General features: G+C 59.7%; 20 protein-coding genes. 7 read left to right on the forward strand and 13 right to left on the reverse strand.

What is annotated here, in order from left to right; all coding sequences use genetic code 11:
- The first annotated feature begins 167 nt into the window (after nucleotides 1–167).
- The 3 genes from NZK35_RS20470 (at nucleotide 168) to NZK35_RS20480 (ending at nucleotide 2,950) form a co-directional block, all read left to right on the forward strand.
- The gene (locus NZK35_RS20470) at nucleotides 168–1,697 is read left to right on the forward strand and encodes a hypothetical protein (RefSeq protein WP_259634385.1); all 1,530 of its coding nucleotides are present in this window, start codon (nucleotides 168–170) and stop codon (nucleotides 1,695–1,697) included.
- Nucleotides 1,698–1,808: 111 nt separating this feature from the next.
- A complete protein-coding gene (locus tag NZK35_RS20475) occupies nucleotides 1,809–2,303 on the forward strand; it encodes a hypothetical protein (protein ID WP_259634386.1) in 495 nt (164 codons plus the stop codon).
- A gap of 62 nt (nucleotides 2,304–2,365) precedes the next feature.
- The gene (locus NZK35_RS20480; RefSeq protein ID WP_259634387.1) at nucleotides 2,366–2,950 is read left to right on the forward strand and encodes a pyroglutamyl-peptidase I; all 585 of its coding nucleotides are present in this window, start codon (nucleotides 2,366–2,368) and stop codon (nucleotides 2,948–2,950) included.
- A 13-nt stretch (nucleotides 2,951–2,963) separates the two neighbouring features.
- Here NZK35_RS20480 and NZK35_RS20485 read toward each other — a convergent pair whose 3' ends face one another.
- The 10 genes from NZK35_RS20485 to NZK35_RS20530 form a co-directional block, all read right to left on the reverse strand.
- Complete coding sequence (locus NZK35_RS20485; protein ID WP_259634388.1) at nucleotides 2,964–3,161, reverse strand: hypothetical protein; 198 nt, start codon at nucleotides 3,159–3,161, stop codon at nucleotides 2,964–2,966.
- Between the two features lie 283 nt (nucleotides 3,162–3,444).
- Nucleotides 3,445–4,434 carry a sigma-54 interaction domain-containing protein gene (locus tag NZK35_RS20490; RefSeq protein WP_407699811.1) on the reverse strand — a complete coding sequence of 330 codons (990 nt, stop codon included), beginning with the start codon at nucleotides 4,432–4,434 and terminating at the stop codon, nucleotides 3,445–3,447.
- Between the two features lie 278 nt (nucleotides 4,435–4,712).
- Nucleotides 4,713–6,614, reverse strand: coding sequence for a hypothetical protein (locus NZK35_RS20495; protein WP_259634389.1), 1,902 nt, complete (start codon nucleotides 6,612–6,614; stop codon nucleotides 4,713–4,715).
- A 297-nt stretch (nucleotides 6,615–6,911) separates the two neighbouring features.
- The gene (locus NZK35_RS20500; RefSeq protein WP_259634390.1) at nucleotides 6,912–7,475 is read right to left on the reverse strand and encodes a hypothetical protein; all 564 of its coding nucleotides are present in this window, start codon (nucleotides 7,473–7,475) and stop codon (nucleotides 6,912–6,914) included.
- A gap of 31 nt (nucleotides 7,476–7,506) precedes the next feature.
- Nucleotides 7,507–8,790, reverse strand: a complete 1,284-nt coding sequence (locus NZK35_RS20505; RefSeq protein ID WP_259634391.1) for a vWA domain-containing protein — start codon at nucleotides 8,788–8,790, stop codon at nucleotides 7,507–7,509.
- A 62-nt stretch (nucleotides 8,791–8,852) separates the two neighbouring features.
- Nucleotides 8,853–9,221: a TadE/TadG family type IV pilus assembly protein gene (locus tag NZK35_RS20510; RefSeq protein ID WP_259634392.1), complete on the reverse strand. Its 369-nt coding sequence runs from the start codon at nucleotides 9,219–9,221 to the stop codon at nucleotides 8,853–8,855.
- A gap of 132 nt (nucleotides 9,222–9,353) precedes the next feature.
- Nucleotides 9,354–9,812: a TadE/TadG family type IV pilus assembly protein gene (locus NZK35_RS20515; protein WP_259634393.1), complete on the reverse strand. Its 459-nt coding sequence runs from the start codon at nucleotides 9,810–9,812 to the stop codon at nucleotides 9,354–9,356.
- A 127-nt stretch (nucleotides 9,813–9,939) separates the two neighbouring features.
- A complete protein-coding gene (locus tag NZK35_RS20520; RefSeq protein ID WP_259634394.1) occupies nucleotides 9,940–11,037 on the reverse strand; it encodes a mannose-1-phosphate guanylyltransferase in 1,098 nt (365 codons plus the stop codon).
- A gap of 82 nt (nucleotides 11,038–11,119) precedes the next feature.
- A complete protein-coding gene (locus tag NZK35_RS20525; protein WP_259634395.1) occupies nucleotides 11,120–11,980 on the reverse strand; it encodes a Dabb family protein in 861 nt (286 codons plus the stop codon).
- A gap of 82 nt (nucleotides 11,981–12,062) precedes the next feature.
- On the reverse strand, nucleotides 12,063–13,010 hold the full coding sequence (locus NZK35_RS20530; protein ID WP_259634396.1) for a TerC family protein: 948 nt from the start codon (nucleotides 13,008–13,010) through the stop codon (nucleotides 12,063–12,065).
- Between the two features lie 152 nt (nucleotides 13,011–13,162).
- Here NZK35_RS20530 and NZK35_RS20535 point away from each other — a divergent pair, with 152 nt between their 5' ends.
- Nucleotides 13,163–13,975, forward strand: a complete 813-nt coding sequence (locus tag NZK35_RS20535) for an NIPSNAP family protein (RefSeq protein ID WP_259634397.1) — start codon at nucleotides 13,163–13,165, stop codon at nucleotides 13,973–13,975.
- Nucleotides 13,976–14,043: 68 nt separating this feature from the next.
- Here the strand turns inward: NZK35_RS20535 and NZK35_RS20540 are convergent, their stop codons facing one another.
- The 3 genes from NZK35_RS20540 to NZK35_RS20550 form a co-directional block, all read right to left on the reverse strand.
- Nucleotides 14,044–14,550, reverse strand: coding sequence for a 3-hydroxyacyl-ACP dehydratase FabZ family protein (locus tag NZK35_RS20540; protein WP_259634398.1), 507 nt, complete (start codon nucleotides 14,548–14,550; stop codon nucleotides 14,044–14,046).
- A 121-nt stretch (nucleotides 14,551–14,671) separates the two neighbouring features.
- Nucleotides 14,672–15,748 carry an acyl-CoA desaturase gene (locus NZK35_RS20545; protein ID WP_259634399.1) on the reverse strand — a complete coding sequence of 359 codons (1,077 nt, stop codon included), beginning with the start codon at nucleotides 15,746–15,748 and terminating at the stop codon, nucleotides 14,672–14,674.
- A gap of 680 nt (nucleotides 15,749–16,428) precedes the next feature.
- Entirely contained in the window at nucleotides 16,429–17,616 is a 1,188-nt protein-coding gene (locus NZK35_RS20550) for a 6-phosphofructokinase (RefSeq protein WP_259634400.1), read from the reverse strand.
- Between the two features lie 373 nt (nucleotides 17,617–17,989).
- On the opposite strand from NZK35_RS20550, the gene NZK35_RS20555 reads away from it, so the two are divergent.
- The 3 genes from NZK35_RS20555 (at nucleotide 17,990) to NZK35_RS20565 (ending at nucleotide 21,980) form a co-directional block, all read left to right on the forward strand.
- Nucleotides 17,990–18,862, forward strand: a complete 873-nt coding sequence (locus NZK35_RS20555) for a hypothetical protein (RefSeq protein ID WP_259634401.1) — start codon at nucleotides 17,990–17,992, stop codon at nucleotides 18,860–18,862.
- Between the two features lie 308 nt (nucleotides 18,863–19,170).
- Entirely contained in the window at nucleotides 19,171–20,223 is a 1,053-nt protein-coding gene (locus NZK35_RS20560) for a TIGR03546 family protein (protein ID WP_259634402.1), read from the forward strand.
- A complete protein-coding gene (locus NZK35_RS20565) occupies nucleotides 20,220–21,980 on the forward strand; it encodes a TIGR03545 family protein (RefSeq protein ID WP_259634403.1) in 1,761 nt (586 codons plus the stop codon). Before NZK35_RS20560 ends, NZK35_RS20565 begins: the two co-directional genes overlap by 4 nt.

Consider the following 21,980-nt stretch of genomic DNA (forward strand, 5'->3'; position numbering starts at 1 on the left):
GGTTTAGGGAGGTCCAAAAACTCCGGATTCTCGGTGAAATCTTTTCAGATTCACTCAAGTTTCATCGCTCCGAAGCCGGTCTCGGTCTTGACCGTGATCACCGATGGAAGCTATTCCCGAGTTCAAGCAGAAGATTTTGACAGCCCCCAACGCTTTGCGGCATTCGTGTGACACTCAGCTCGCCCAGTCCCAGTCCGGCATCGACGCGGCCCTTCCGGCTTGCGGGAAGGCCCGATGGAGCAACGTCCCTGTTCCGCCTGGCGGGCGCGCTTGCATGGCTGGGCTGGATCGCAGTCGCGGGAGCGTCTGCACAATCGCCTGGCAATTCGCTGGATGTTCCACAAACACGTCTCGCCCCGATCACCGCCCCGACCGGCCCCGTCGCGTCCCCGCCGGCAGCTTCGGGACAGGGCTACTCGGGACAGGGCTACTCGGGGCAGGGCTACTCGGGGCAGGGCTACGGGTCGCCCTACAACAGCGCGGCAGGCGTTTCCCAGTTTGATCCCTATGCCGGAGCGCCGGCGTCGGGGTTTGTCCAACCGTCCACATCCGCGCCGATTTTGGGCTCGCCGTCGGGACTGGGCGGCGGTTTATTCGGCGCCCCGACCACCGTGGCCCCCCAAGGTGGATTCTTCGCGCCCGCTTCGCCGCAAGCCACTTACGGAACGCCGATCTACGGTGGACTGGCCAATCAACCGCCACCGATGATCGATGCGGGAAACCTGTTCGGCGGCAACGGGTCGGCGGGCCTGCCTTTGAATCCGTCCAGCAACTATGCCGCTCCGCCGTCTTACGGATATCCGTCGACCGCCTACCCCAGCGGCTCGCCTTCGACGCTGTTCCCCGGCGGACTATTCGGCAACACGCCTTCATTTTCACCGCAGCTGAATCCCTATCGTTTGATCCAACGGATGCGGTTTCGCCACACCTACCTTCAGGACGGCAACGGTAGCGACGACCTGGGGATCAATGACACCGATTTGGCGTTGGCGTTTGCGATACCGAGTTTCCTGTATTCGACTCAACCATTGTTCATCGCGCCATCGTTTTCGATACACCTGTGGGACGGCCCGCAATCGATCACCGGCGCTGATTTGCCGGGCAGCGCCTACAGCGCCTTTTTGGACTTCGCCTGGCAATCCGATCCCAATCGAATCCTGGGCGTCGACTTGGGCCTCAGCGTGGGGATGTTTAGCGAGTTTCAATCCCTCGACATCGACGCCTTACGAGTCCGTGGTAAGGGGCTCGGCACGTTTCGCATCACTCCGGCATCAACGTTGAAAGTGGGCGTTTATTATTACGATCGTGTCGACATCAAACTGCTGCCGGCCGTAGGTCTGTTCTGGCGTCCCAACCCGTTCACGAAAGTCGATCTGTTTTTCCCCCAGCCGCGTTACTCACGTTATCTGTCCACGGTGGGTACCAACGACGTGTGGTGGTACGTCGCCGGTGAATACGGTGGCGGGTCGTGGACCATCGAACGAGATGGCAAAGGCGAAGATCAGGTGGACATCAACGACATTCGCTTGACGACCGGTTTTGAATGGGGCGAAAGCCAGCGGATGCGCGCCGGGCTGCGGACGTGGTTCTTCGAATTCGGTTACGTCGGCGACCGGAAACTCGTCTATCGTCGCAACCCTGCCGACAACCTCAGCGTCGGCGACACCTGGATGTTCCGCCTAGGCCTGGGATATTGATCCGCCGCACCGTGTGTTGCGAAATGGCAACGTCGCGGCGCGACGTGACGTGGCGAATGATCAACACGACGGCCGTCAACGTCTTGATTCACGAGAGAAACACGGCCCGAGATGCCGTGGCACGCCGGTTGCGTCTGTCGCATCGGCATGAACGTCTCTTCCATCGATCGACTCATCTCGCCGCCCCGTGCCGCCGGTGCGCGTTTCCTGCTGCTCAGTTTCATCGGGGTCAGCTTGCTCGGCCTGGCCGGCTGCTCGCCTCCCGCGCTGTTTGAAAATGAATCCGGCGCCTTCGTCCCGAGGATCGACTCCGACGCCGTGATCCCACGCGGAATGCGGCGGACCAAGAACGGTTGGGAAGACGCGTCGCTGTGGCACGTTTCGACGGAGTTTCAATCGCGATCGATCCAGTGCTGGCTGGACATCCAACGGCACCGAGAACCGCACTGGTTGAGGAAGTTTTTTGAACGGATTCGGACGACACCGCCGCTGATGATCGCCGTCATCCAAATCACTGCGATCGCAGCGATCGTCCACATCAGCCAAGCTCACAAAGCGGAACCGGTCAGTAATTCGGCTAAAACTTCCTCTCAACCGTTGCCCTGATCTATGATGCACTGCTGCACCCTCCATCCCGTCTCCGCCACACGCACCCGGCGCAGGTTACCGTGACTCGCATTCTTATCACCGCATTTGAGCCCTATGACCGTTGGAAGCAAAACTCCAGCTGGTTGGCGCTGGTCGACCTGACGAGTTGGTACGAAGGCGCGTTGGAGATCACGACACGTCGCTACCCGGTCGATTTGCCGAAACTGCGCGAGATGCTCGAAGCCGACTTGGCCCGCAACTACGACTTCGCGATTCACCTCGGTCAGTCGCCCGGATCACCCGTGATCAAACTGGAATCGGTCGGACTGAATCTGCGAACCAACGGCGAACCCTTGCTTGTCGATGCGCCGGCGGCCTATCGTTCGACGCTCGATCTGGACGGTTGCCTGGAACGCTTGACCGCGGCGGGAATTCCGGCCCAGATCTCCCACCATGCGGGCACCTACCTCTGCAACGCCGCGCTGTTTCTGAGCCAACACTATGCCGAGATGATGGGGCGTCGAACGCAGAGTCTGTTCCTCCATCTGCCGCTGACACCGGCACAAGTTGCCGCCGACGGATCGGCACTGGCCAGCATGAGCACGCCGATGCAAAGCGCCGCGATCGCGGTGGTCAGCGAGCATCTGGCACAAGCCGATCGCTAGTGCGTTGTGACTGCTACAGCGAGTTGGAGAATGCCGACTGCGTGTGCTCTTGGCTGGGTCGGGCGGTGGGCAAATTCTTGTGGCTGAATGGCGTCAATGCGCCAGCGGGAAAGTAAAATGCCTTGATATCGGGGTGGCGAGAATCCGTCATCGCGCCGACACGAACGACCGTGCCATCAGATAACTCAAGCGTGTAGTCGCAGTCTTTCATTGTTCACCTTCCTGCGTGCAGCTGGACACCAAATCGATTGCCCCCATGCCTCAAGCGTTCCGATCAACAACAGTGGCTTGGACACTGAAGTAACGCGGCAGTGCATCACAAGTCCGCATCGAACTGCCAGGATTTTTGGGAAATGTTTGATTCTAGCTTTCCCCCCGAGACGAACTCTCGCCGAACCGGGTGAAGCGACATGGAGGACGACACGGGAGAACCGCGTCAAAGAATCCTAGACCATGTTCAAGCCAACGCCGCACGTGAACCGCTCGCGCGGCGGTTAACCGTCAAGACCATATTCTTTGATCTTCTTGTGGAGCGTGTTGCGATTCATTCCCAGCCGAGTCGCCGCTTTGGTTTGCACACCGCCGCAGGCCTGAAGGACTTGCGCGATCAACTCCTTCTCCACCACATCGACGACACCACGATGGACATCCGTCGAGTCACGTCCGGCTTGGTCCAATCCGAGTTGCACGACGGTCTTTGTCATCGTTTCGAAGTCAACCGGCCCGGCCGCCTCCAGATCCGCCGCCGGGATCGGCTGACCACTCGTCACGCAGTCGGGCAACAGCTCCACGAGCAACTCGTCGGTTTCAGCCATCACCACCGCGCGCTCGACATAGTTCTGCAACTCGCGCACGTTTCCGGGCCAATGATAATCTCCCAATGCTTCCATCGTGCCGGGGCCGATGTGGGCCACGTAGCGATCGTTCAGCTCGTTGTAGTAGTCCAGGAAATGCGAAACCAACGCGGGGATATCGTCGCGGCGATCGCGCAGCGGTGGGATCTCGATCGGCACCACGTTCAACCGCCAGTAAAGGTCTTCGCGGAAGCGTCCCGCACGAACTTCGCCCATCAGATCCCGGTTGCTGGCCGCGATGATTCGAACGTCGGTTCGAAGCGTGGTGGTGTCGCCGACGCGTTCGAATTCTTTCTCCTGCAACACGCGAAGCAGTTTGACCTGCAGCGTCAGAGACGTGCTGTTGATTTCATCCAGGAAAATCGTACCGCCCTGGGCGGCTTCGAAGCGGCCGGTCCGATTGCTGACCGCACCGGTAAAGGCGCCGCGAACGTGACCGAACAATTCGCTTTCGAGCAGACTTTCGCTTAGTGCCCCGCAGTTGACTCGTACAAAGGGACGGCCGCTGCGATGGCTCAACTGGTGAACCGCACCGGCGATCAATTCTTTGCCGACCCCGGTCTCACCGAGCACGAGCACCGAAGCGTTGCTGACCGCGACACGTCGGGTGATGCGATAGACCTCCCGCATCGCCGAGCCATTTCCGATGATTCCCGGCAAGGGAGCGTTCTGAAGTGTAGTTGCGGGGTTGCCGAGCATTGCCATGAAGCGATCACGGCGGAACCGGACTCTCAATCGAGCCTCGATCACCGCAGGCGTTTCGCCTGATCCAGGAAGTCGTGAAGATTCCGCCCGTTCCGCCAGCGCATCGGAGTGCCCCAATGCCAACGAGCAATCGTGCTACCTCAGCACTGCCGCGAAATTAGCGTTTTGCGGCGGATCCCGATACCGGGTGTGTTTTAACGAGGCTACGAATCACCTTGGAGGGCTGCTGCGCCGGTCATGCGAAAACGGGTCCGCTCACCGATCGAAAGCGGTGGCAATCGACGCTTCGACTCGATTTCGAACAACACATCGGTCAGCGCCGCCGGACTGCCCGGCAGCGGGACCAGGTGAACGGCGGGCGTGTCGTCGCTGATCCAGCGATTGGAGGTGGTCTCCAACTCGGTCCGCCGGAGACTTTTTTCGCTCGTTTCCGCGTCACTGTAGAACACAATCGGAATCCGCTTGCCCTTGGGCTGACGCCTGACCCGATCGACCAATTCGGCCGGTGCCGCATCGGCAATCCTGATCTTGCTGACAACCATTCGCAGGTCCCCGCCACGCTCAATCGCCCGCTCGACCGCGATCGCCGACGTCACCCGCTCGACCGCGTACCCCATCTGGTTGAGGATCGATTCCTGACGGAGTGCGACGACCGGACGCGTTTCCAACAAGATGACCAGCGGGGGGGAATCGAGTGACGCCATCTCCGCCAACGTCTTGCGAACGTAACTCGCCCCTGGAAACGCGAACCCCCTCTCCGACGTGGAAACAACCTGCCAAAGACTGTCCGCCGCCTCATAACGAATCCGCGGCTGGGGATCCCGAACCGCCTCGACCAACTCAGAAAACCCACCATCGCGACTGACCAGCAACTCGGAACCCGCGTTGCCCGAAGCGATGGAATCCGACAGCAGACGCACGATGCCGACCGAGGCGGGGATGTCGTTCCGACTGCGTAGCTCTGCCAGTGCGACCAATAGCGATGATGGATCCAATTGATCGCGATACAACTGCCGGACTTGCTCGACTTGGTCAGGATCCCCCCAATTCACGTCGACCATGACACGATAAGCCAGATCAGCGGCCAACACGCTGCGGGCGACCGCAGGGGGCAAACTTCCCAGCCGCCGCAATCGTTGCGCTGCGTCATAGGCCTCGCGGTATCGCCGAAAAATCTCCGTGCTGCGGTTGGGCTGCACTCCCGTGCGATCGTCATTGACCGACCAAAGGATCGCCGGTGACAAGTCGTTCGGCGTTCGCATCGCAACCGCCCGCAGCGTGTTTAAACGATCGGCCAACACCGCGATGGCGTCGTGCTTTTCAAACCCCTGGGGAAACACCGAGGAACGACGCGCGACTTGGGCTTCCTCCGCCGTCGCATCACTCGCCAACGCCGAAGAGATCAACGTGTCGGTTGCCACGGCAGGATCGAGAACCCGCAGCGCGTCCAAGGCCGTGGCACGAACGCGCGGGGCTCCGTAGAGTGCGAGCTGATTGAGTGCTTGAGCACCACCGTCGCCGAGCGCTTTGAGCACGCCGAGCAACTTGGCGCGATGACCAACTCCCACCCCCCCGGCGATCGCGGAGACGATCGCTTCAATCGCGGCGTTCCCCCCCGCCATCAAGGTTCGATTGGCGCCAAGATTGGCATCAATCGCATCGCCGGCAAGTTGATCGATCGCGGCGCGGAGACGCTCCGGCGACTGCTGGTTCGCCTTCGCCGCAGCCGTCATCTTTTTGATCGCTGAACGGCTGGCGTCACTGAGATCGCTTCGAAGCGAGATCCGCAACAGCAACTCGTTGCCGATCGCATCGGCTGCTTGGGCCAGCTCGGTCGAATCGCCGACACCATCGATTTTCGCCAGCCAACGGTCGACTTGGGGCCAGGCTCCGATTCGAGCCAGTGAGCCGATCGCTTGGGCCCGGTCGAGCCCGCCCCGGGCGGCGGTCGATTCGAGCTGACGGACCAGCTCGTCGGTTTTGGCCGAGACCTCGGTCGGATCAGAGGCCTCCGAAGGCCCGTCGTCGAATTGACCGGGAGCGCCGGCGGCCAGGAAAGCCACCGACGCAAGAGAGACGGCGATGATCAAGACGTGAAACCGCATGATGGGCAAACGGGGGGGGAGAGGAGTGGAATAGTGCCGGGGGACCCAGCGATATCTTAGTCACCGAAAGTCCGATGTGCGCCTCATCCCTTTGCGTTTGGCCGAAGGGGACGCCGCGTCAAACCGCGAATCGTCGTTTGACATCACCATTTGGCGCGAGTCGGCGGGCCCCCACCGATGGGAACACCGCTTCACTTCGCGGTATTGCACTGGGGCCGAACCGCAAGAAAAGACACCAGGCGACGGAGTCCTTTGACAGCCACCATCCCGAGTGGCCAGGCGGCATGCAGCCGCGGATCACTCCTCGCTCGGGGCGTCCGCCATGACCTTTTCCAAATCCTTCCAATTCTGCCACTCAATCGTGCCTTCCTGAGGCACCGGATCGCCCGACTCCCTGACCATCTGATTGAGTTGCTTGGTGCGTTTTTCGACCCGCCGTTGCCACTGTTGATGCAGCTCGTCTTTCGTCCGACCCGACGTCTTGGGGCGATTCTTGTCTTGGACGCGAGCGAGGAACCTGCGATCGATGTCGCGGGTGTAATTGACGTATTCTTCGGCGCTCAATCGTGCCTCATACTCCTGGCTGGTGAGCGTGGCGTGCGCCGACGAAAGGCCCCTCTCCTTGCCCGTCAGAGCTCCCGAGCGAAAGGGCAGGGTGAAGGCCCATGCGATCAGTCCGGTCGAAAACAAGAACGAGCCCAGGATCGCGAACTTCGCAACGTTGCTTCGTGGCAACGGGTGATTGCGATCACTCTTGCGTCGGCCACCGACCTGAACGCCGCTGTCGTGACCGGTCCGGTCACTTTCGCGGCGGTTCAGCTCGGGCGGTTCGCCCGGCGTTGCGTTACTTTTCTCTGGCATGGATGCTTCCCCCGACAGGTTTGGACGTGGACTACTTGGTCAAGATGGTGGGCAAGTTATTGGCGATCTCCTCAAAGATCCGCACGAGATCCTCGCCGGTCGCCGCGTGATAATGCTTTCCGCCGCCGATCGCCGCGACTTCACGCATGTCCTGCTGGTTGGCGCCGTCGCCAAAGGTCACGGTGTGGATCGTCAACAGATAATTGTTGACCAGCGACTGGGCCACGTTTTCGGCCCACGGAGTTTGGTTCTGATTGCCGTCGGTCATCACGACCATCGTCTTTGCCGCGAACGGTCGTGCCCGGCTGTGAATCAAGCCCTCGATGCCTTCTTGCATCCCTTTGCCGATCGCGGTGTTGCCACCGGTATTGAGCTGAGCAACTTTGTCACGAACGATCTGAAGATCCTTTTCCAGCAACGTGTCCAGGGTCGCGCTGCTGGAATAGCTGGCCAGTGAGACCTGTTCTTCTTGGCTGGTCTCATCCAGCACATCCAAGAACGCGTTGACGGCGACTTCAAGATCCTGCCAGGCGTTGGTCGGCGGCTCGCCCTTGTTGAAGTAGTTCTCGTACATGTATTGCTGGTAGGTCACCGAGTCATGGCCGTTGGCATAGGAATAGCGCCAGCGCCCGCCGGACCACCATCGATTCAGTTGACCTTGGCCGGCCGCCCAATCCTTGGCATCGGTCGAGAACGGGTTTTCGTTGTAATCCCAGTCGAAATCGATGTCGTCCATCGACCCCGATCGATCCAAGATCAACGAGATATCGCGGTCCACCTGCATCGCGACCGAGTCGTGTTGCGTTTCAAAATCGTTGGTGCTGAGCAAACCGGGGATGATCAAAGGGACGTTGCCCGACAACGAGTCTTCCAGTCGTTTTCCATGGACACGAACGGCGCTGGCAACCGTTCCGTTGCGAACGGCCGGGGTCGGGATCTTGACGAAGTGATAACGGCTTCCGTCGCCGCCATGTTGCACCGTTTTGCCGAATTCGATTTCGCCGTCGTTGTCGCCCGGACGCAGCCGAAGTGGTTCGCCGTCGACCGTGTTCAGCGCGGCGGTCGCAACGGCGGCATCAACCGCGGCGTCGACGGTTTGCACCTCGCTGAACGCACGACCGGCAGAGCGTGCCGCCGCGTCGGTCGCGATCGACAGCTCCGTACGGGTCAGTTGCATGTGCGCGGCGTTGATTGCAAACGCGGCCAGGATTGCAAGAACGGGCAACACGACCGCGGTCATCGCCATGACCGTCCCGCGACGGTGTTGCGATCGGGCGTGGTTCACGCGTCCTTTTCGAGGAGATTTGACGTTCATGGTGTAGCTCGCGGAAATGGGACGAAAAGGAATGTCAGAGGAGTGGAAAAGGAAGACAAGGGTTACTGTTCGTAGAAACCGTCGTAGCGTTCGGTCCGGATCCGAGCGGTCGATTCGATCGTCGCATTGGGCAAAAACATCGGTGCAAAAAGTGCGATTTCGTCGAAATTGACAGTCACGGTGACCACCACATCGGGCGCGTCCGCATCGAGTGGCTCGACGTTGACCTCGTACCCCGCGTTGGTCATCATCCCCATCACTTCGTCCGCCGCAGCCTCCGCTTCTTCGACCGTCGCCCCGGGCACCATCGCGCGGCGCGCGGCGAAGTAGGCTGCATCTTGTGCCAGGTTTCGGATCATGTTCATCCGAGCGAATTCCATGCAGGTGAAGATCAGCACGAAAAAGATATTGGCGCAAATGGCGAATTCCACGGCAGCCGCTCCGCGTCGACGATTGCCGGTGCGTCGACGTTTCGATCGAGGCTTACATCTGGAACGTGGTTTCATGGCTGGGGTCCGCAGCGGAAATGATGGGGCAAGCAAGCGTTGATTCGGGTGGAGCGGTCAGTTGTTCGGCAGATTCTTGTACTCTTTGCGTAACGTCACATCCGCGGAAAGACTGGTCCCTGAGAACATCACCGAGGGGATCAACAGGTTTCCATCGCAGGGCACGGTGACCGTCGTGGTGACGTTTTCCAGTGTGTCCGCGTCGGCAAAATCCGGCGAACTGAACGTACAGGGATTTCCGTCGTATTGAATGTTCCGCTCGTCCAAGAACTGCTGCACCCTGGCGATCACATCGGCGTTGGTGCGGCCCCGCGCGACACCGCGACGCGCCCCTTCATAGGCCGCCAACTTGATGGACTCTTTCAAGAACAACATCGAACAAAGATCGATGGTTCCGATCGTCAGCGCGATCAGTGCCGGCAGGCAAACGGCGAATTCGACGGTGGCGGCACCACGACGCCTGAATCGGCGGGAGGGACGACACGAATTCGTGTTACGACGCTTGGAAAGAATCATGACGAGAGGCGATGAATTGAGGGAACGAGTGAATTCCGCTGTCGGAACCCTAGCTCGCAATCCTGTCGCAAGACGGACATTTCATCCGTCACCTCTCACAAAATTGACGCAGTTTTTCCGTCACCGGCTAAAGACAATCGGTGCGGCCGGACTCGTTCAATCGCTTGACGGCCTCTCGCACTCGCTCTTCGGCCGATTTGGGCGCCACCAGTGTCGCGTCCTTGGTCTGCACGACGATCAAGTCCTCGACTCCGATCGTAACGATCGTGTGGCCGGGTTCGCCAAAAATGATTGAACCGGTCGTATCGATCCCCAGATGCTCGCCGACGACCGTGTTGCCGTCGGCATCGGCTTCGTGCAACCGTCCCAGCGATTGCCAACTGCCGACGTCATCCCATTGAAACGGAGCCTCGATGACGGCGACGTTGGAATACGATTCCATCACCGCGTAGTCGATCGACGTCCCTTCGATCGCGCAGAATTCTTTTTCAAGGACCTTGTCGTAATCGGGCGAACCGATCGCGTCGGCAATGGTCTGGATGTGCGAATACATCGCCGGCTGGTTGGCCTTGATCGCCTCAAGGATGACTGAAGCCCGCCACAAAAAGATGCCGCTGTTCCAATAGAAGTCACCCGACTGCAGATACCGCGTCGCCGTTTCTTGGTTCGGCTTTTCGCGAAACTGGTCGACCTGATACGCCTTGACCCCGGACGCGCCAGCGTCGGGACCGCCAGATTCGATCGCCGGTCCCCGCTGAATGTAGCCGAAGGATTCGGCCGGATAGGTCGGTTTGATTCCGAAGGTGACGATCCGCTCGGGATCATCGATCACCAACCGTTCGGCCGCCGAGATCGCACTGCAGAATTGCTCGTCCGTCCCGATCACGTGATCCGACGGCATCACCGCCATGATCGCGTCGGGATCCTGGTGAGCAATCAACGCGGCGGCCAATCCGATGCACGGAGCGGTGTCGCGTTTGGCCGGTTCGCCGATCAAGTTTTCCGCCGGGTGCGTCGGCAATTGTTCCGCGATCGGATCGACCAAGATCTTGTTGGTCACGATCAGCTGCCGCTGCGGCGGTACCAGCCCGGCCAGCCGATCGCTGGTCGACTGGATCATCGTCCGTTGCCCGGAAAGGGCCAGCAACTGTTTCGGCCGCAACGTCCGACTCGCCGGCCAGAACCGCGTCCCACTTCCGCCTGCCATGATCACCGCGTACAGCATGTCCGATCTTCTTGAATCGTGTAATGAAGTGTCTTGGGCAAACCTAGCGAATCATTCGGCGAAGGGTAAGCCGTCAAGGCGATTAGGGTTTGGTCGCCCAAAAGTCCAGCACCCGTACTTTGTCCAACACCGGCTTGAGCACCTCCACAAACGCCTGGTGATCGGGATGCGGCAGATACGCTTCTCGCCCCTCTTCGCTGTCGAAGGTGACCAAGAAACAGTGGGTGAATCCGTCGTCGTGCGTTTCCGGGCTGTTGTTGGTCGACCATTCGAACGCGCGAATCGTGTCGATCTTCTCCGGCAGTTCGGCAAATGCTTGTTCAACGTTCTTCACTTCTTCACGCGACGCGGAATCCTTGAACTTGAAGAACACCGCATGCTGCAGCGCTTTCTCCGGTTGCTCCTGTTTCGAATCGCCCCAATAGTCCAACACAAACACGTCCTTCATGTGCGGCCGCAACACATCGCCGAACGCCTTGTGCGCCGGATGGGGCAGGTAGGCTTGACGCCCCGCGTCGTCGGCGAACGTCAGCAAAAAGCAATGCGTCAATCCGTCATCCAAACCCTCGGGGCTGTTGTTGACCCCGTACTGAAAATCGATGATCGAATCGATCTCGGACGGCAGCTCGGCGAACGCATCGACCACGCCCTGAATGTCCGCTTCGCTCGAAGACTCTTTGAACGAAAAGAAGACTGCGTGTCGTAACATGCCGCTGTTGATGTTGTCGGGGTTTTCGGGGTGGACGGTTTTGTCGGCCGATTCGCTCGCCGGTGGGTCGGCCGATTCGCCGTTCGGTTTGTCGGTCTCGGGCTCCGCCGTGGCTGCATCGGCGGCCGCGGCGATTGGCTCGGCCGTCGCCACCGCGTCGGGATCGTCGGGGGCACCGCAACCACAGGCGGCGATCAACAAACAACAGCCGATGACGAAATCAGAACGAAACATCTAGGCAACCTTGTGGGGAAATGGAGAACAGAAAGCAGCATCACGCGTGCGGTGCTTCAATCGTAACACAACCGGCTGCGATTCAGGCAGACTTCTGGACGGCCAAACGCAGCTTTGCCTGCCGTGCCAAGAGCTTTTTCTGATAATTCCCCTGGACGACGTCGACGATGATCAACACGGCCAGCACGAAGTAGAAGGTCGATTTTTGCATCGCTTCGACGTGATAACCGAACAGCTGGATCTTGGCCAAGTGACCGCCTTCGCTGACCAGCATCACACCGACGATGAACAGGATGAACAGCCCCAGCACCTCGTACATCCGATTCTTCTTGAGAAACTCGGCCACGTGATCGGCCAACCAAATCATCAAGATGCCGCTCAAGATGATCGCGGTGGCCATGATGGCGAATGATTTCGTCAGCGCCATCGCGCTCAAAATGGAATCGAAGGAGAACACCAGGTTCATCGTTACGATCAACGAGATTGCCTTGGTGACCGAATTCCCCTTTTCCCCCTTGTCGCCTTCTTCCCCCAGATCCGAGACCGCCAGCAAGTGATAGATCTCTTTGATCGCCGTCCAGAGGATGAATGCGCCGCCGCCGATCACGATCAAACTGTGCCCGGAAAGATGCATTTCCAGCGGATGCGAAATCAGATTCATGAACGGGTCTTCAAGTAACTTGATCAAATTGACGACCACAAACAACAAGATGATCCGGAACACGATCGCCAGACCGATCCCCCACTTCCGCACCATCGACTGTTTCGATTCTTCGACCCGTTTGCTCTCGATCGAGATGTACAACAGGTTGTCGAAGCCGAGCACCGCTTGCAGCACGATCAGCATCCCCAGCGTCAGAACACCGCCGACGGAGAACAAACTCTCTTCGGACGGTTCGGCCAAATCTCCCGCGACCACTTCCGGCGGTGCGGTCTCGGCCAACAACATCAGGGGCTCGGTGAGCATCCCCAACGAAAATGGGGTGCTGAAAATCGAACTGACGGTTGAGCAAAAATCGAATTCGAGCATCGGGTCAGCCAGTCGCTGGGGTGGTTCAGAATTCCCGGCGGGCACAATCCCCGCCGGAGTGGTGACGGGATTATGATGCCATCATCGATTCCACCTCAACCCCGCAGAAAACGCCGGTCACGTCATCGCACGCCGACCGCGAGAGTCAAACGATGAAAAAAAACCCACGTCGACAACTCCTGATCACCGCCGCATCCCTCCTGACGCTTGCCCTGTTCGGTCCAAACGCCGCCCCAGCCGCTGAATCGGAAACGCCAATGACGAAGCAGTATTATGAAGTCCGCACCTACCTGCTGGGCGACAACGGCGACGCCGCAGCGGTCGACCGGTACTTGGAGCACGCCTTGCTGCCGGCATTGGGGCGATTGGACATCGGCCCCGTGGGCGTTTTTTCGCCGGCGGCAAACGACACCAATGACCGCGACAGCATCATCGTCGTGATTCCCGCCCACAGCGCCGAGCAACTTGCCGGCTTGTCGACGCGGCTCCAAAACGACGAACAATACCTCGCCGACGCCAAAACCTACCTGGAACGCGGCCCCCAAGACGCTCCGTTTGCCAGAATCTCCAGCGAACTACTGGTGGCGATGGACTGCATGCCGACGCTGAATGTCCCCGCAGGCACCTTGGACAACAACGATCGCGTCTACGAACTGCGGCTGTACGAAAGCGCCAATGAGCGACTGGGCGATTTGAAAGTCGACATGTTCAACAATGGGGAAGTACCGATCTTTCTCGATTGCGGCATCGCCCCGATCTTCATCGGCCAAGCCGCCATCGGTCCCCAAACCCCAAGCCTGACCTACCTGACGGTCTACCCCAACGATGCGGCACGACTGAAAGCCTGGGACGCCTTCCGCGCCCACCCCGATTGGCAGGTTCTGAAAGACGTCGCCAAGTACAAGGGCACCGTCAGCAAGATCGACAAACACATCCTGACGGCCAAACCGTATTCGCAGATGTAGCGGGCGACGTGCCGGGCCGGGCCGCCGCCACCGTGCAGGGCTGACCGGCTCCGCCGACGAGCCGGCCACTACGCCACCTCACCGCCGTCGCCCCGCAACTTGGCCGAAGGAATGTTGGTCAATTGAAACGTGTTGCGAAGGATCGTTTTGTCTCCACACGTGATTCGCGCATCGAACTCAAACACATTCCCGACGATCTCCGCCAGGTCCACCACGATTCGCAAGGAGTCACCGGGCCGAGCGAAACCGCGGAAACGCGCATGCTTGACCCGCACCAGCACTCCGAGCGCGTACTCGTTGAAGAAGGGATCGTGCGTGTCGAACGATTCCATCGGATTGTACTTGGCGGCGATCAAGATGCCCGCCGATTGCGTGGCCATCTCCTGCATCATTGCCCCCGGCAAGATCGGCGCGCCCGGGAAGTGACCGGTGATGAAAAAGGCGTCGGGTTTGACGAGGGCCCGAGCCGCCACCGACCCGTCGTCGATCGATTCGATGGAGTCGATCAACAGGTAGGGCGGACGATGATGCAGGTAGTCTTCGACGCGATCAAATTGGTGCTGAAAGTATTGCATGGTGCCAGAAATTCGAAGCGGATATGAAACGACCCGATGCACGCTTGGGATCAAGCATGCATCGGGCCATTGTCGGTGACGGTCAGGTGACCGTGTCGTTCAGTCGTAACAGCGGAGCGAATTAGGCAGCCGCGTTCTTCTCTTTGGCTTTCTTCTCTTTGGCATTGCGATAGTCGACCACGTCCCAAACCAGACCGAGCGTTCGGAACAGACGAATCGCTTGCCAGGTAATGTCAAATTCCCACCACTTGTGACCATGCTTGGCCATCCGCGGGTGAGCGTGGTGATTGTTGTGCCAGCCCTCGCCGTAGGCGATGATCGCAACCAGCCAGTTGTTTCGACTGTCGTCGGTCGTTTCGTAGTTCTTGTAGCCCCACATGTGCGACGCACTGTTGACCATCCAAGTCGCGTGCAACACGCCCACCAGTCGGACAAACAGACCCCACACCAGCAACGAGGCGCCGAAGGAGGCACCACCGAAATAGTACCCGACGCCGAACAGGATCGCTCCGCTTGCGATGTGAATCGGCAGGAACAGATAGTCCATGATTCGCATGCCACGAAGTTTGTAGAGATCCGGAGCCCATTTCTGAAGGTACGCTTTGCGATCGCCGTTGTGGGTGTGAAAGGCGAGCCAAAACATGTGGCTCCACCAACTGCCGTCATGCGGCGAATGGGGATCCCCTTCCTGGTCGCTGTGTTTGTGGTGCTTTCGGTGGTCGGCCACCCAATCCAGCGGCGTGCCCTCGCCGGCGAGCGATCCGATCCCGGCCAACACGTATTTGAACCAGGTCTTCGTTTTCATGCCGGAGTGCGTCAACAATCGGTGATAACCCAAACAGATCCCGATGCTGCCGGTCAACCAGTGCAGTCCCAACATGACCGCCAGTCCGGTCCAGGTGAACGTGTACCAGGCAAAGCCGAGCACGACGGCATGGGCCAGCCCCAACCATCCGATGGCCCACCAGGAGATGTTGGCGAAACGCTTGCGATCGTTTGCCGTCTCCACATGCCCCTCAGGCTTGGACTGCTTGACCTCCAGCGTGTTGGGATCGTTCCAAGGTTCAGCTGCATTGGGTTCGAGTGATCCGGCGACCTGTTCCCCGGCGACTTGCTCCAATTCGGGTAACTCGAGCTTGGTTGAATTCTCGGATGGGTTCCGGCGCGATTTCCGCGGTGTCTCTACTACGTTCGCCATATCGACGATTCCTCGATCAGGACGTTGCATTGTGCTGAGCGGCATTCGGTTGCCACTCGGGTCTGGGAAAGTCTAAGGATTTACGGATCCCTGTCTGTCTCGATCGGGGCATTTGAATGTAACGGAGATGTAAAAGATTTGGCTGAACCCCTCCGGTGAGTGTCGCAGCACCGGCGATCCGCATGCGACAAAGCGTCGTCCCAACCGATTCGGGCGTGCGCGCGTCGTGAATTCGCCAGACCGGGGTCACAGCATGGGTGGCGACGCGATGGGTGATCGAAAGGATTGCGCGACGGGATTGCGCGACGGGATTGCGCGACGGGGGGGACAACCGACAGCCGGAAAACTCAACGCAGGGCGATCGACCGGAAGCAAAACGCGGTCGCGGAAGACGATTCAATCGCAGCGGTTGTTTCAAACCGGAGCTCGCCGCAAATCTCGTCCGATGAAACGAGTTACCGGTGAGAGTCTGCTGTTCAGCGGACTCGGCGCGGACGAATAGGAGGGAGGTGCGGTGGGCTCACTGTGGGAGTGAAATCGTCGTCACCGACCACTTGCGATTCGGTTTTCAAACAACGGTCGAGTTTCGCTTTCGAGTGAAACCCGACCGTTTTCTTGTTATCAGGGTCAGCAAGAAAGTGGCGTAAGCTTCCAGCTTGCGTTTAAACGTTGACCGAGCACTAGTGCGCCGGCGGTCTTTTGAACGGGTTTTCGTATCCCGGCGTGTCGCCAAAGCAGATGCCCATCGCCCGGGCGGTCTGAACGGCCGAGCCGGACGGATCGACGGTGCGAATCTGGTCGACCGCCTCGGCAATGGAGACATCGCGGATGTCCGGCGGATCGCTGCACACCATTTGCCCAAATTGACGTTCGGTGATCAGCCGCACCGCATGGGCGCCGTATTCGCTGGCCAAGACACGGTCAAAGGTCGTCGGGCCGCCGCCACGCTGCAGGTGCCCCAGCACGACGAATCGGACATCCTGTTCGATCATCCCCTCCAGACGCTCGGCGACGACCTGGCCGATGCCGCCGAGACGGACCTGTTTGTTTTGCACCCCCGCCCGTTCCTCGACGACCAGATCCCCGGAAGGCAAATGGGCCCCTTCGGCCACGACGACCAGCGTGAAATACTTTTCCAGTGCCCGACGTTCGGCGATTTTCGCAATGATGTTGTCATAGGTCCATTCGATCTCGGGAATCAAAATCACGTCCGCACCGCCGGCGATCCCCCCGTGCAGGGCGATCCAACCGGTGTGCCGCCCCATCACCTCTAACACCATGACCCGCTGGTGGCTTGCGGCGGTCGTGTGCAGCCGATCGAGCGCGTCGGCACAGCACAGCACGGCGCTATTGAACCCGAACGTGAAGGCCGTCGCTTTGAGGTCGTTGTCGATGGTTTTTGGGACCCCGACCACCGGTATTCCCGCTTCGTGAAATTGCAGCGCCGTCGACAGCGACCCGTCTCCGCCGACGACAATCAGCCCCTCGAGTTTCAAGCGTTCGACCGTCTCGGCAACGCGACCGATCAATTGCGGATCCAGCTCGGCGCGGCCACTTTCCCCCACTCGAGCCGCAAACCGACCCTTGTTGGTCGATCCCAGGATGGTGCCCCCCTGAACCAGAATGCCCGCGGTGTTCCGCGGGCTGAGCACTTGATAGCGGATCGGATCGACAAGCCCCTCGAATCCGTCCCGAAACCCGACCACGTCATAACCCAGCCAAAATGCGGTTTTGGTCGTCGCCCGGATCACCGCGTTCAGCCCCGGACAATCGCCGCCGGAGGTCAGAATTCCGATCCGCGGTCGCTCCCCCAGTCGCTCGCGACCGTAGATGTGGATCTCGCCATTTTCAGTGATTTCAACGGACATCCCGCGATTACTCCTGCCTGCCGATCGTTGTCAGAACGCCCCGCCAAAGGGTCCCGGGGCGTTTTCCCCTGCGAAAGTAGACATCGAGGACCGATTCCAATAGCCCAAAATGCAATTCCTGAAGACGATTTCACTTGGTTCTGCGAGGACGCCGATCTATGATGGGGTCGGCAAGAGGAACGATTTGCGATCATCCCCTGGGGAGGTTCGGGCCGCGAATCCAAACGCCTTATTCCTCTGGCCCGGTTTCATCCACCCCAATCGACGCTGCGCGCGGCGTCAGGCGGGGTGTCGAAGGTATCCCCATTTCATGGTCGCATCCGGGCGTTAATCTCATCACCGTTGCGGCTCCAATCGCACAAGGAATTCGAACGTGTCCTATCGCACCCAATCAATCCCTGCCCGTCTCGTTACTCGCCGCATGTTCGCCGGCATGTTGTCACTCGGTGTTGCCTTGAGCGCCGGCCTGGCGTTGGCAGACGCTCCCGCAGCCGACGAAACCGTCCAAGCCGAACTGTTTGCCGCGATCGACGAGGGAAAAATCGACGTCAAATTCATCCCGCTGAACACCACCAGAGCGAACGTCATCGTCAATAACCTGACCGACAAGCCGATGACCCTGCGACTGCCCGCGGCGTTTGCCGGAGTCCCGATCAACCGCCAAGGAATGATGGGTGGTATGGGCGGCATGGGCGGCGGCATGGGTGGCATGGGCGGAGGCGGCATGGGTGGCGGCGGTGGCGGCCAAGCCATGGGTGGCGGCATGGGCGGCGGTATGGGAGGCATGGGCGGCGGCATGGGCGGCATGGGCGGCGGCGGCATGGGAGGCTTCATGCGAATTCCCCCGCAACGTCAACAAAAACTCGCCGTCACCACCGTTTGCCTGGAACACGGACGCCCCGATCCGACGCCCAAAATGGCCTACAAAATTGTCCCCTTGGACTTCGTCACCCAAGACGACCGCGTCCATGTCCTGTGCGAAGCGCTCGGCAATCGCCAAGTCGCTCAAAACACCGCACAAGCCGCAGCCTGGAACTTGATGGACAAGCTGCCCTGGGAAACCCTGGCCGCCAAGAACCGCGTCGAGAGCAAGTACACCGGCAACGTCCGCTGGTTCTCGCCGATCGAGATCCAATCAGCCATCGCCGTCGTTCGTGAAGCCACGCGGATCGCCGAATCGCGCAGCGAAACCGAATCGGAATCCAGTGACTCTCTCTCCAGCGAGTCTCTCTCCAGCGATAGCTGACCGCCCGCACGGCCGAGCGTTTGATCATGCTCGGCGGCCCGTCGGATCACACCAACGGCTGACGAACTCCGGTTCGCCAGCCGTTTTTTTATGTGCCACCCAGTGGGTGCCCCGATTCTGTGCAACCGCCCCGTGCAGTCCCGGCAGCCGGCTTCCCCTCGCCAAATCCGGGATTCGCTGCCCAAGCAACGAAACTGCCCTGGCAAGTGAAAATGTGACGGTTGTATTGAATATCAAGCGGTCGATCTGCCGATAAGCCCCTTTGATGGATGCCCTGTCGTGAACTGTGCGCATGGAGGCGCACTGAAATGGTCATATTTTCGCTCAAGCTCTTCAACAACGTCCGAAAAGCGATTGCGGGACGACGATTCCCGCACCAATTGGCCGGCGGTGTTGCGTTGGGCGTGCTGCTCGGAATCATCCCGCACGGCAACTTGATGGCCCTGATCGTGTTGGCCGCGCTGCTGTGTTTCAAGGTCAACCACGCCCTGATGGGAGTGGTGGCGATCGCGGTTTCCTTCGTGGCCACCCGGCTGGATCCGTACTCGCATCAAGTGGGCGAATACCTGCTGACGCATCCGTCGGGCAGCCAATGGGCGGCCCAGGCTTGGTCGTTACCGGTGGTGCCGTGGACCGACCTGAACAACACCGTGGTGCTGGGCAGCTTTGTGATCGGGTCGCTCTCGGTGCTCCCTCTCTTCGCGATTTGCTTGCCGCTGTTTCGATTGGCCGCCCCAAACGCAGACAGCGCGACAAACAAGGAAACCACCGGCGAACCGGAAACAGCCGACACCGTGACACACACTTCGCCCGCGGCGGACTCGGTGACAGGCCATGACCGCAAAGACGGCGAACACGAACTGCGGTCACCCCGCCGATCGACTGCCGAGGATTCCGAAGACGTCAGAGCCCCCGAGGTCAGAGCCCCCGAGGCGGTGTCCGTGCTGATCGATCAGCAGGATGCAGTGCCGCCGCCACGCTTCGCGCTCCGCAAACGCGACTTGACCGAACCGAGCGCGACCGACCCGACGACGATTCCGATTGACAATGTGCTGGCCAACGAGCCGATCTTTCTTCCGATCGACGCGTCTGAGGACAGCGACGACAGCCCCGCGGCCGATCTCGCCGCGACGAGAGCCGAAAGCAATTTGTCCCACGAGCTCCCCACCAACGAACAAATGGTCTCCGTCGAAACTCGGATCGACGTGATTCGGATGAAGGATTTTCGCGACGACGAAGCGACGCCCGGTGCGTCGGATCGCGACGTCGCAAACCATGAAACCGAGCAACCGATGGACGAAGCACTCAACTATCTGCTTCGTCAATTGCGTCACTCCCAGGAAAGGAAAGCAGCAGGATGATTCGCTGGCGATTTGTTGTAACACGACTGTTGATCGTTTCGGCTGTGCTCGTGCTGTTGGGTCTGGGCCTGGGCCCGGTCGCCCGGTACGTGACGGTCCTTGGATTACAGAGCGCAACGGGCGCGAAAGTGGAGATCGGAACGACGCAAGTCAAACTGTTTCCGCCCACGATTCGCTATGAAGATTTCCGTGTCGCCGACCCCCGCGACGCCAAGGAGATGCGCGACGCATTCCGCGCCGACGCGATCGAACTGGCGCTCGATGGAAACGCGATCTTGCATCGACGTTGGGTTGCCCGCGAAGGCAGCATCACGGGACTGCAAATCGGCGCCAGACGCGACACGAGCGGACACCTTAGCAGCGACGAAGATTTCGAAGCTCCCAGCTTGTCCGACAAGCCAGGGGTCCTCTCCAATCTGCTCGGCAGCATCACCGACCGGCTTGGCGACCAAGCCGAACAAGCCGCCAAGGACTTGGAAACCGTTCGCCGCAGTGAAGCGATCAAGGCACGGTGGAAACGTGAATACGAGGCGCTCGCTAAACGAGCCACTGCGTTGGAACAAAAGGTTCGTGATTTCAAGTCCAACGCGGGTGAAATCGAAAACCCGCTTCGCGACTGGGACAAAATCGGCAAAACGGTCGGACTGGCTGACGAAACACGCGCCGAACTGAAGTCGATCCTGGCGGCACTCGATGCCGTCCCGGCCCAATTCCAAGCCGATGTCGCGTCCTTGCAACAAGCCAAACAAATCGACCTCGATCGTATCGATCAATACGTCCCCGGCAACCTCAACGAATCCCAAAACTTTGGCATCGACTTGATCAGCGAAGCGGTTCAGAACCAAATCGCCACGATCCGTGACTACTGGGAAGGCGGACGCACGCTGGCCAACTACACCATCGTCGCCCCCGAAACCGAACGCGGACGCGGTGTCGATATCGATCTGCTCGGCAGCAAGCGTCAACCGAACATTCTAGTTCGCCGCTGCAAGGTCCAAGGTCTGATGCGTGCCGACGGCAATGCGTACTCGCTGACCGGCACGGTCGAGAATCTGACTCCCGACCCACAACTGCTCGCCGAACCGCTGCGGGCGCAACTCCAACTTGATGGCCCCCAAGTCGTCAACGTCGACTACATTCGCGACCGACGCAATGACTCGGACATCGATCGCTTGACCTTGCACTGGCCACAATCACAAGCTCCCGAGACTCGGCTCGGCGACGATAGCCGCGCGATGGTCAAGGTTAGCGGCGGGAAACGCGAGATCTGGGTGCAAATGCGAAGCGAAGGCGAACAGATCCAAGGGCGTTTCGTCAGTAAACAGACCGGCGTTCGGTTGGATCTCGACGTCGATTCAAGATACGAATCGCTGTCGGCAACCCAAGCCTTACGCGAAAGCCTGGCGGCAGTCGACGCGGTCACCATCGACGCCGGATTCGAAGGCCGATGGGACCACCTGTCGATGAACATGGAAACCAACCTCGGTGACATCCTTCGCGACGCCGCACAGACTGCCATCACACGGCAAGTCGCTGCTTCGAAACAACAGATGAAACAGAAGGTGCAACAGACCTTTGACCAGGAAGAAGCCAAACTGGCCGCCTGGTTCAATCAACAACAGGTGGCCGCCCAGTCGTTGACCGCGAAAGCCGACGGGCTGCTAGAAGACCTCGGCAAAAAACTGCTCGATGGCGTGGACTCCTCCGAAGTCACCATCGGCAGGATGAACGAATTCCTCAACGGTCGGTTCCGATGA

The organism is Stieleria sedimenti, assembly GCF_025060895.1.
In the GTDB taxonomy this organism is placed as follows: Bacteria; Planctomycetota; Planctomycetia; order Pirellulales; family Pirellulaceae; genus Stieleria; species Stieleria sedimenti.